This is a genomic window from Deinococcus depolymerans (assembly GCF_039522025.1).
Taxonomy (GTDB): Bacteria; Deinococcota; Deinococci; order Deinococcales; family Deinococcaceae; genus Deinococcus; species Deinococcus depolymerans.
Genome location: NZ_BAAADB010000037.1, coordinates 1 through 10,987, shown reverse-complemented (window position 1 = coordinate 10,987; position 10,987 = coordinate 1). Strand labels below are relative to the sequence as shown.

General features: G+C 64.0%; 10 protein-coding genes. 6 read left to right on the top strand and 4 right to left on the bottom strand.

Going from position 1 to position 10,987, the window contains the following annotated elements:
• Positions 1-820, top strand: an 820-nt coding sequence (locus ABDZ66_RS17235; RefSeq protein ID WP_343761586.1) for a type IIL restriction-modification enzyme MmeI, incomplete at its 5' end; no start/stop codon positions are given.
• Positions 821-871: 51 nt separating this feature from the next.
• On the opposite strand, the gene ABDZ66_RS17230 is transcribed toward ABDZ66_RS17235, so the two are convergent.
• Positions 872-1,801 carry a hypothetical protein gene (locus ABDZ66_RS17230; protein WP_343761584.1) on the bottom strand — a complete coding sequence of 310 codons (930 nt, stop codon included), beginning with the start codon at positions 1,799-1,801 and terminating at the stop codon, positions 872-874.
• A gap of 235 nt (positions 1,802-2,036) precedes the next feature.
• Here ABDZ66_RS17230 and ABDZ66_RS17225 point away from each other — a divergent pair, with 235 nt between their 5' ends.
• The 4 genes from ABDZ66_RS17225 (at position 2,037) to ABDZ66_RS17210 (ending at position 4,513) form a co-directional block, all read left to right on the top strand.
• Positions 2,037-2,702 carry a recombinase family protein gene (locus ABDZ66_RS17225; protein ID WP_343761582.1) on the top strand — a complete coding sequence of 222 codons (666 nt, stop codon included), beginning with the start codon at positions 2,037-2,039 and terminating at the stop codon, positions 2,700-2,702.
• Between the two features lie 131 nt (positions 2,703-2,833).
• Positions 2,834-3,382, top strand: a complete 549-nt coding sequence (locus ABDZ66_RS17220) for a hypothetical protein (protein ID WP_343761580.1) — start codon at positions 2,834-2,836, stop codon at positions 3,380-3,382.
• 148 nt (positions 3,383-3,530) lie between these two features.
• The gene (locus ABDZ66_RS17215; RefSeq protein ID WP_343761578.1) at positions 3,531-4,088 is read left to right on the top strand and encodes a ParA family protein; all 558 of its coding nucleotides are present in this window, start codon (positions 3,531-3,533) and stop codon (positions 4,086-4,088) included.
• Entirely contained in the window at positions 4,085-4,513 is a 429-nt protein-coding gene (locus ABDZ66_RS17210; protein WP_343761575.1) for a hypothetical protein, read from the top strand. Before ABDZ66_RS17215 ends, ABDZ66_RS17210 begins: the two co-directional genes overlap by 4 nt.
• Before the next feature lie 140 nt (positions 4,514-4,653).
• On the opposite strand, the gene ABDZ66_RS17205 is transcribed toward ABDZ66_RS17210, so the two are convergent.
• The 3 genes from ABDZ66_RS17205 to ABDZ66_RS17195 form a co-directional block, all read right to left on the bottom strand.
• Positions 4,654-5,820, bottom strand: a complete 1,167-nt coding sequence (locus ABDZ66_RS17205; protein ID WP_343761573.1) for a hypothetical protein — start codon at positions 5,818-5,820, stop codon at positions 4,654-4,656.
• Between the two features lie 278 nt (positions 5,821-6,098).
• Positions 6,099-6,965, bottom strand: a complete 867-nt coding sequence (locus ABDZ66_RS17200) for a hypothetical protein (protein ID WP_343761570.1) — start codon at positions 6,963-6,965, stop codon at positions 6,099-6,101.
• A 1,352-nt stretch (positions 6,966-8,317) separates the two neighbouring features.
• Positions 8,318-9,019, bottom strand: coding sequence for a hypothetical protein (locus ABDZ66_RS17195; protein ID WP_343761568.1), 702 nt, complete (start codon positions 9,017-9,019; stop codon positions 8,318-8,320).
• 178 nt (positions 9,020-9,197) lie between these two features.
• Between ABDZ66_RS17195 and ABDZ66_RS17190 the strand changes: the two genes are divergently transcribed.
• A partial coding sequence (locus ABDZ66_RS17190) for a DNA methyltransferase (protein WP_343761566.1) occupies positions 9,198-10,987 on the top strand: 1,790 nt, incomplete at its 3' end.

Below are 10,987 nucleotides of genomic sequence, written 5' to 3'. Positions count from 1 at the left end.
GCAGGAGCACGACGACCTGCTGAAGGCTGAGCCCGCAGCTGCCCCATTCATCAAGCCCATGTTGGACGCCCAGGACTACCTGCAGGGTGGCCAGCGCTGGGCACTGTGGCTGAAAGATGCCGCGCCGAGCGACCTCGCCAAGCTGCCACAGGTGCGTAAGCGTATCGAGGACGTGAAGGCGTGGAGACTGAAAAGCCCTCGTTTGCAGACGCAGAAAAAAGCCGAAACCCCAGCGCTGTTCGGAGAAGACCGTCATCCAACAAGAGGTGAGTACTTGGTCGTTCCCAGCGTGAGCAGTGAACGCCGCGATTACATCCCAGTGGGGTACATGACGGACGAGACGATCGTGAACAATCTGGTCTTCATGGTGCCCGACGCCGATCTGTTCCACTACGGCGTACTGCAGTCCCGACTGCACATGGATTGGATGCGCCTCGTCAGCGGACGTTTGGAAAGCCGATACCGCTACAGCAAGGATCTCAGCTACAACACGTTCCCGTGGCCTGACCGCGCCGCGCTCAAGCCCAAGCAGATCGATGCTGTCACCAACGCCGCACAGGCCGTCCTGGACGCCCGCACGAAGCACGCGAGCAGCACCCTCGCGCAGATGTATGACCCCAGCATCATGCCCACCGACCTGCGCGCAGCCCACAACCAGCTTGACCGGGCCGTCGAAGCGCTGTACGGCATCAAGGCCGGCAGCACCGTCGCACAGCGCCTGAACATCCTGCTGAACGAGTACCAGGCCCTCGCCCCCACGCTGGCCATGACCGGCGCAGCCAAGGCACCCAGGGCGAAGAAGGCCAGCAAGAACAAGTAACCACTGTCAGGCGCTGCTAGAGGCAAACTCTGGCAGCTTTGACTACTGCAGTCAGGACTCACTTACGCCCGTCCCAGCAGGGGCGGGCGCGCCATTGGTGAAGCAGTAGATGACCTCCACAGCAGCGTCCGGAAACCGGGTCGAATGGAGTGTCTCATGCGCGCCAGACAAGACCAACATGCTGAGCAGCCCGTGGGCATACCGCTCACCCGTACAGGTCACGGCAATCCGCTTGAAGGGCAGCAGCCGGGCCTGCAGGGCAGCGTTCACCAGATCCGTGAATGCTGGGCGTGCAGTGGGCGAGTGATACCAGCACGCCACATCCACCCAGCCCAGGCTAGACCCATGAGTACACCGCATGCCCCCCAGGAGCACGCCATGGTCATCCACAACGGCCCAATCCGCGACCTGCCGGGCAGGCAGGGCCGACGCGGGGCGTCCCCAGGTCAGGTGCAGCAACGTGGGCTCTGATCGGGATGTGCATGTGGCGCGGTAACTCGATCGATTCACCCAGGCGTCCAGCTGGGCAAGGTGCGCAGGCTGAACTGGCATGAAGGCCAGCCCAGGCAGCGCGGGCGTAAGCCCAGGGACCGAGGTCACCAACACGTGTTGAACGATCCCCTGACACAGGGCCACGAGGTCAGACACCTTGGCATCCGACAGATCCATCTCTGTCGTACCCAGACTGCTGGAGAGGCGCAGGGAAGGCCGTTCATCCGCCCCACCCCACTTTGCAGGCATGAGCCAGACCGGCCAGTCCGCAGCCCCGCTCTGGAGGACACAGCGGGGCTGCAGACGCCACGATGCCCGGGTGACAGCGGACGCCCCCAGCCAGTCCAGCAGGACGCCCGACAGACGCTCAACATCATCCAACGACAAGAGCAGCCGCAGCTCCAGCCCCTGCCGGATCGACACCTCGTAGAGCCCGTCAGAGTTCTGCTCAAGCCAAATGCCATTCGGCCGGACTGGCAACGCTTGCATGCACTCACGCTATCTCAGCCGCAGTGAACGGTGCACAGCCACTTGGCCTAGCGAACAGCCACAGACCCACTTGCGTGAAAGAAAGAAAGAAAGCATCCATCCATGGTGCAGAGTTGCGTTCAGCACGCCTTATGCAGCCAGCGGTAAATCTGCGCCGACCAGGGCACGTTATTCATTGCATACAACACTGCATTACAACTTGAGATGAACGACCTCAGGTTGTAACATGGACCCCATGACCACCCCGACCATCACAGCCGTCGCCTACTACCGGGTGAGCACCGCGAAGCAGGGCGTGTCCGGCCTGGGCCTGGAAGCCCAGCGCGCGGCTGTGCAGGCCCTCGCTGTGAGCAGAGGTCTGAGCATCACTGCAGAGTTCACGGAAGTGGAGTCCGGCCGGAAGGTGAGACGCCCGCAGCTGGAAGCGGCCCTGGACGCTGCACGCCGGGCCGGCGCGCTGCTGCTGATCGCCAAGCTCGATCGACTGGCGCGCAACGTGGCCTTCACGAGCGCCCTGATGGACACCAGCGTGGAGTTCATGGCTGCAGACATGCCCGACGCCAACCGCATGACCCTGCACGTCATGGCTGCCCTCGCAGAGCACGAAGCACGGCTCGTCAGCGAGCGCACCCGCGCCGCACTCGCCGCCAGGAAGGCCAGAGGTCTGCCTGTAGGGCACACGCAGAACCTGACACCCGAGACGCGCGCCCTGGGGCCTGCAGCGCAGCGGGAAGCGGCCCGCGTGGCCACGCAGCAGGTCACGGCCTTCGCCAGCGCACTCCGGGGTCAGGGGGACAGTCTGGCCACGATCGCCAGCAAGCTCAACGCGTCCGGGTTCCGCACCCGCAAGGGGGGCCTGTGGGCTAGCGTCCAGGTCAAGCGGATCCTCGACCGCATGTAAGGGTGCCAACTCAGCCACAGCGGGCTGAAGCCGCTTTACGTAGCAACCGAGCCTGTTCACCCAACGGGGGCATTGGCACCGCTGCGTCAAGTTCGCTTGCTCGCACCTGAGCAGTTCCCTAGGGTCAACAGATGAAACGAACCGCGATGATGATCATGGGCCTGATGTTCAGCGCCAACGCCTTCGCTCAGAACATTGGGGTTGAGGACGGCTCCATCCGTGTACAGCAGTGCTACGTCGTTACGGACGGGGTGCAGTGTGACTTCCTCTTCACGGCAACGAAAAACGGTTCCAAGATCTTCGGTGTCAGCGACTTTGATGTTGTCAGCCCAGACGGCCGTTCTACCAAGGGGACATTAGCGGGCCTCGGTGGTCCCGGAAGCGCAAGCGGCTACTCCGTCAACTTGAACTACTACGCGGGCACCCCCATTAAGTTCAGCATCTTCTTCGTGATGACAGAGAAGCCCACACGCCTCGCAGTTGTGGGGGTGTTCGGGAAACCGATCAACAACGTGCCCGTGGCAGCCAAATACGGCGCCGCACCTGTGGCTGCCGCACCGGCCCCCGCTCCTGCCACGGTTGTCCTGAAATCCGGCCCTTACAACGCAGTGCTCAGCAACTGCAAGGCCGGCGCAAATGGCACCGCAACCTGCATTGCCACCCTCACACCTTCCAAGTAAACGAACCTCATCTGAAGGGGCCTCAGCGATGCTGGGGCCCCTTGTCTTGGCTGCCAGACAGCACTCGTCACTGCTTCCGCTAGATGACTTTCTTTCTTTCTTTCAATCTTACTTTCTCGAAAGCTCACAAGTGAGTTATCTTTCACCCATGTCTGAAGTCGTTTCGGTGTTGTCCCGCAAAGGGGGCGTGGGGAAGACGGTCACGGCCATGTACACAGCCGCGCTGCTGGCAGAGCAGGGGCGCGACGTGGCCGTCCTTGACCGCGATCCCGAGGGCAGTGCCGGGGCCTGGGCCCGCTCTGCTGGGGATCTGCCGTTCAAGGTGTACCCAGACGGAAAGAGCGCCCAGGCCATGAAGCACGATTGGGTAGTCGTGGACACGCCCCCGAATGACCCCCGCGTGCTGGGTGAGTCAGCTCGCATGGCCACCCGCGTGATCGTGGTCAGCAAGTGCAACGCTCTTGAGGCTGATCGCCTGATTCCCACCCTGGACGCTCTGGCCGCGTCCGGCTTCACAGGCCAGTGGGGGATCCTGCTCACACAGGCACGCGGGGGCCTGGGGGCCGAGATGAAGCACGCCCTTGAGCACGAGGAGCTACCCGTCTTCGGAGTCATCCCCCACCTGATCAAGTTTGAACGCGCCTTTGGCGAGCTCCCTGGCGACCTGGACGAGTACCGGGCCGCACTGCATGAGGTACTGAAGTGACCAGCAAGAAGCCTACCGAGAAGCCCGCGCCCAAGCGCAAGAGTACCCAGGGCAAGTCCATTGAGAGCGCCATCCAGGCACGCAAAGAGGCGCAGACAGCCCCGGACAGCCCTGAGCTAGTCAGCGCAGCTGCCCCGGCCCCACAGAAAGCCCCCAGGAAGGCCAGCAGCACCCCGGCCGCGACCACCCCGGCTCCACTGCTCATCGAAGTGCCCCAGGCGCCTGCAGCGTCCCTGAGCGCCCCCCAGCCTGCTTCGCACTCAGTGAAGGATGAAAGCCCCCTGGAGTCATTCAACACACGGCTGCCCACTGCGCTGCACCGGCGCGTGAAACTGCAGGCACTCAACGAGGGCCGCAAGATCCAGGAGATCGTGCGCGACGCCCTGCAGGAATACCTGGAACGAACCGAACAGACTCCTCGCTGATCACCTGCCAGTAACTTTCTTTCTTTCTTTCTTTGATGGGCAACGGAACTGACTAGGAGCAATGGAAATGACGTCCAGCACGTCAAGTTCATTGCTCCTAATTATCAGGTCGCGTAAGCAATCCATGGGGTTACCTCAGTTCATTGCCGCTGCTGCAATGAATGACGGTTGCGCGGCAGCCTGCGGGCCGTCGTGACCAGGGGCGAACGAACGCGGCGCATCTGCAGACGCGGGGGCTGCGGGGGGCGCTGTGAGGTAGCCATGGCCGGCAACGCGAAGAGGGGGAGCCGGGCCATCGACGGGGCCAGCCGGGCTACCAGCCGCGCTCCCTGAGGCACCGTGCCCTGCGCGAGCTGCGCGTCATCCCCATCACTGGCCAAGGCGTGCTCAGCACGGGCACGCAGGCCTGGGGTGGTACTGATCGTCCTAACGCCCTGCAGGCCCTGGGCGTACTCCGTCCAGGCATTCCCGGCGTCCGCATCACCCTGACCGGCCAGCAGGAGCAGCTGCTCGGGACTGCAGGAACTCCCCATGGTCAGCGGCCGCACCCAGCCGGCCTTGTGCAGGTAGCGGGCACCTTCAGGGTCGATCCACGCCCCATGCACGCCGGCCACGCCCACGGTGACGCCCACCTGCTGCGCGGCGTGCAGGTACGCCCCCCGCACCACGTTCATGACGTCCTCCAGCGGCGCGTCCGTCTTCAGGAACAGGACGCTGTGCGCATGCAGGTGATGCCCCCCAACGCCGTAGGTGTAGTCCAGGGCGCGCCGGGCTCCCACGTAGCTCCCCAGACCCCTCAGCTGCTGCGACAGCGCGCGCCGGCCCCTGTTAATGGCCTGGAACACGTGACGTTGCTGCTCCACCTGAACGGCCATGGACGTACCCGGGGGGTGGGCGTGCGTCCAATCCACGCGCAGGGCCCGGTACCCCTGCGCGGTGAGGGCCTGCGCGAAGCCGACCAGCTCACGGCCACGCCGCGACCGGATCCGGGGGCCGCACAGTGGGCAGTAGGGCCGGCCGCACGTCTGCACGTTCTGCAGCGCCAGGGGGCCCCAGGGCAGCTCGTAGACGCTCAGGGGAGCCCCCGTGGTCAAGCGGATCCGGTGACACCGCTGCAGGCGACTGTCACCGGGCAGCAGGGTGCAGGCCACATCCAGCAGGGCGAACTGCTGGCGCTGCCGCTCGCGGTTCACAAGGCCCGAGGTGGGCGCGTCGTCAGGGGGACACAGGGCGTCCCATTCGTGCAGATCCTGCAGGCCGGAGAACAGGTGGGAAGGGTTTGCCGCAGAGATACCAAGAGAGGTCACGTGTGCAGGCTCCACGGGGGACGGTTCATGGCCGGTTATGTTATTCACGAACTTTCATTCCCGCAAGGCATTGCTCGGAACGACATGCACATCTGTGCAGAGTTCTGCACAGTGTTTTAAACTTGACTCAAAATCCGACAGTCTGCCTGAGGCGTAATGCGCGACTACGGCGCCGTAGTCGCGGCACGGAACCCACAGCTGTTCACTGGTTCATCAACTACGCGGGCCGGCCAGTATTTCCGGACACCACCACTGCACTCTGAGGATGGGGTACCCCCTTACGCCGTCCTGGCGTTCCACCGTGCAGCAAGCAGTGCGCCGGGGCTACGCAGCTCCAGCCACTCACGCCGATCGACCTGCAACCGCTCCAGCAGGGCCTTCAGCACCTGCAGGCCCCCGTGTCCCTCAATCTCTTCACGCCACGACTGCCAGATCAAGCCACAGTAGAACCGGCGCGACTGACGGTCACCCAGGGCCTTGCTCAAGGCGGACCCCAGTCGGCCGACCAGACCGGCACGGTGCGACGGATGCACCTGCGCCACCTCATCCAACCGGCGAACGACGTCTGTGACGCCCTGGACGACATCCAGGTCATCTGTAGCGCCGATGTCCGAACTACAAGCAACGGGATTCAAGGGTGTTCCGGGAATAACGGCCCAGGCTTTTAAGGTGTCTATGACAGCCTTTTTCCGCTCATCGGGATGTAGTTGGGACATTTCTGCCTTGATGCCCTTCACAGTGCGCCCAGCGGCCATATCCCCCTCGAAGTCACGCCAGTCGTAGAGCCAGTCCTCGCGCCGCAGTTGGGGCACCACCTGAGCGGGACGGAGCTTCACTGCCCACAGGCAGCCGTCCCACAGACTCATGCCCCTGACTTTCGACGCGTGTGCTCCCCAGTCGAGGACGCCAGCGGTGACGAGTTCGGTCAGCAGGCGACGCAGGTGGCGTGTTGTGTACCCCACCTGTTCCGCAAGCAGCTGCTGCGGCAGGTGCAGGGTCAGGGTATTCGGGCAGGGGCTGTGACCCCGCACCGCAAGCGCATGGAGCGCCAGGTCATGCAGCGCCTCGAACGTCCGGCGTGCGCCAGAGGACAGCTGGAGGCCTGCGAGGACGTCCTCAACAAGCGGGATGGGCAGCTGAGACACTTGGACAGCCCGCACGGTCGGGACGGGCGGAACAGACGGCCGCACGGTTACTGAAGCAGCCGCGATCGCCGGGCTAGGACGCACAACATCGGTGCGAGGCTCCAGTGCGCCCGTCGGCATGCCGGGCGCCGGGATAACAGCCTGCGGGGCTTCCAAGTCCACACAGGTCCTCACGGCCACAGCGGACGGCTGTACGGTCCCCAGAGTGATGGACTGGGAAGTGGGGTGCTGCGGGGCCTGCAGACCCTCAGGGATGAGGCTGAGGAACTTGGGAGTTGACAGCGATTGGTGAGTGAACACCCGGGATACCTGGACAGTCTGCACTGTCGCAACGGTCAGGGTGGGTCGCTGTGCAGCCACCAGAGTGACGGCGCTCGCAGGACACGGCTCAGGTTCGATCGTCGGCGTAATGGGTTCAGTAGTGGGGGTCTGCTCGACCTGCAGGGCCACGGGAATAAGGCTGAGAAACTTGAGTGTGGACGGGGATTGGTGGTCAGGCACTAGGCATAGGCTCCCGCCCGCGCTACGCTGTGCTTGTCGAGGGCCTGTGCGTTGTTGCGCGGGTCTTTTTTATTGGCTTGACGCTAGCACGCCGGCCGACCAGTCTCAAAGCCCAGATTCAACGTCGTGGAAAGCAAGAAAGAAATCTTTCTAGCTTCATATCTTGCTAGCTAGCAGTTGCTAGCAGATCTAGATCTGCTAGCAACTGGACAGTCCGGACGGGTCAGAAGGCGCCTTCTGACCGATGAGCACGGTGATCCCTCTTGTAAGGCCTCAACGCCGATGCACACGACGTTTGTCAAATCTATGTGACAAGAAGGCTTCTGACAGCACCTTATCCACGCCTCACCAACAGGCTGTCCACCTACTTAATTGTTTCTTAATGCTTGTCACGACTGTACGGCCCGGGCGTCCCAACACAGCGAACCACTTCACGTAGGATCGCCCCCCAGTTCACGACCAGAGGTCTTCTACTCCATCTCCGTGAACACCGCGCGCTGCCGTCGCTGCCCATCGACTGCTGTAGCCCAACGTGACCGTTTTTCAGTTTTCGGGCCAACCTTCCTACCCTTCAGGCATGACCTGGATAATCCATGGCCAGACACGGAGCGGGCGCGGCAGCGCGTCCCGTACACCCACTCTCACGACGGACGACTGGGCTACGGCCTGGAGGGCGTTCAAGGCTTGGCTACCGAGCCGCGCCAGCCCCGCGAAGCTCATGGTCCCGGGTACTTACCGGGAAACGTGGAGCAGTCCCGGGGGCCCGATGTTCACCGAGGTCACCGTCGAGATCGTCTAACCCAGCGTAGACACACGAGGCCGCAGCCCCCAGCTGCGGCCCTGCTGTTCGTTCAGGGCACTCCGGGGATTCGGCCCCACAGATACCCAGCCTTGAGCAGCGCCTCAAAGGCGTCACCTTTCAACGGCCGGCCATTCAGGTAGCAGCGCCCGGCTGGGGTGCGCCGCAGCACCGCGCTGGCCGTCAGTGGGCGCTCAATGAGGTCAGGGAAGGCCGTGAGATCCACGCCCGGCGCGAGCGTCCACTCGTCCATCCACTTCCCCCCTGGGCGCACTGGGGGCCGGTGCTCCACGACGTCCGCGATGAGCGTGCGCCCAACGAGGCCGCCCCGCACCTGCACGGCCCACCAGTTCACGTCCACAGCCCGCAGGACGCTCTCTGTGGCGCGGACGCGCAGGGACACGAACTTGCCGTGCGAACCGTTCCGGAACGTGCGCAGCACGATCATCTGTTCAGATGGATCCACACGGCGCAGCTGCCCAAGCGCGCTGAACCGCGATCCGTTTGGCCGGTGCGCCGGCGCCAGGGCCAGCCGCTGCAGGCCGGTCTTATCGTTCAGATTCCCCCACAGGTCCGTCCGGGGCCGCGCCAGCACCGTCACGCGCTGCCCAATGTGCACGCGGTCCTCGCCGCTCAGCTGCACCGGCCATTGATGCACGAACGTCTGGCCACGGCGCTCCAGAAGCCACCCCGTGACCTGCAGAGAAGCGTGATGGACGGGCAGGCGTGCGGCGTTGACTTGCGTGATGGGCATAAGCTGCGGCCCATTGTGCCTCATGACGCTTGACCCCATCATGGACCTGAGAGAGTCTTTCTTTCTTTCTAACTTTCTTTCTTTCTGGATTATGTTCGACAGGTGATCGTGTTGGACGAGCGGTCAGATGCATGTGCGACACCGGACATCTCCAGGAGCGGGAATACTGGGTAGTTACATGGCATTGAACTGGAACGAGATCCGCACGAACGCCGCGACATTCGCCCAGGAGTACCAGGGCGAACGCAAGGAGAACGCCGAGGCCCAGTCTTTCTGGAATGACTTCCTGAAGGTGTTCGGCGTCAGCCGACGCCGCGAGGGCAAGTTCGAGCAGAAGGTCAGCGGGCTGGGCAAGGGCAGCGGCCGGGGCCGCATCGACCTGCTGCTGCCCGGCCGCTTCATGGCCGAGCATAAGAGCGCCGGTGAAGACCTGGACGCCGCATACGCGCAGGCCCTGGGCTACGCCGAGGCCCTAGAGGAACACGAGCGCCCGCAGTTCATTGCGCTGTCGGACTTCGCCCGGATGCGCCTGTACGAGGTCAGCAGCGGCGATCACACCGAGTTCCCGCTCAGCGAGCTGCCCAACCGCGTCGAGGCCTTCGGGTTCCTGATCGGCAAGCAACTCCGGCGCCTGCACGAGGCCGATCCCGTCAACGTCAAGGCCGCTGAGAAGATGGGCAAGCTGCACGACCTGCTGGAAGCCAGCGGGTACACCGGGCACGACCTGGAAGTCATGCTCGTGCGCCTGCTCTTCCTGCTCTTCGCAGACGACACGGGTCTGTTCGACGAGACAGACGTGTTCTACGACCTGCTCGCAGATAACACCCGCAAGGACGGGCAGGATCTGGGCGCCACGCTCGGACGCCTGTTCCAGGTACTCAACCAGGCCCCTGACCGGCGTCAGTCCACGCTGCCGGCTCACCTCGCCGCGTTCCCGTACGTGAACGGTGACCTGTTCGCAGAACCGATCCAGCTGGCGGACTTCGACAGTCGGATGCGCGAGATGCTGCTGGAAGCCTGCACCGTGGACTGGGGACAGGTGAGCCCCGCCATCTTCGGCAGCATGTTCCAGGCCGTTATGAACAAAGAGGAGCGCCGGCGCCTGGGCGCTCACTACACGTCCGAGGAGAACATCATCAAGGCCCTGGGGCCGCTGTTTCTGGACGACCTCAAAGCGCAGCGTGAAGCGGCGCGCGGCAACAAGGGCAAGCTGCAGGCGTTCCTTGACCTGTTACCCCGACTGCGCTTCATGGACCCGGCCTGCGGGAGCGGCAACTTCCTGATCCTCGCGTACCGCGAGTTGCGGCGCCTGGAGCTGGACGCCCTGATCGAGCAGCAGCGCGGGCAGCAGGTACTGGACATCTCGCAGCTGCTCAAGGTCAACGTGGGGCAGTTCTACGGCATCGAGTACGACGAGTTCCCCAGCCAGATCGCCCGCGTGGCCATGTGGCTCACCGACCATCAGATGAACGTCGAGGCCAGCCGGCAGCTGGGCCAGAACTTCGTGAACCTGCCCCTGCGGCAGGCCGCGCACATCCTGCACGGGGACGCCCTGCAGAACGACTGGGCCACGCACCTCAACCTGGACGCGGACGCGCCGGCCCTCGCGCGGCTGTACATCGTGGGCAACCCGCCCTTCGTGGGGGGCAAGAAGATGACGGCCCTGCAGCGCGCCCAGGTGGTCGCCACGTTCGGGGGCACCCGTGACGCCGGCGTCCTGGACTACGTGAGCGCGTGGTACCTCAAAGCGGCGCAGCTCATGAACCACGCTCACCGCGATCACCCCGCGCTGCCCGTGGCCACCGCGCTTGTCAGCACCAACAGCGTCACGCAGGGCGAACAGGTCGCGCCGCTCTGGGGGGGCGTACTGAACACCTACGGGCAGCAACTGACCTTCGCGCACCAGACGTTCAAATGGGCCAACGAGGCCAAGGGCAACGCGGCCGTGCACTGCGTGATCATCGGCTT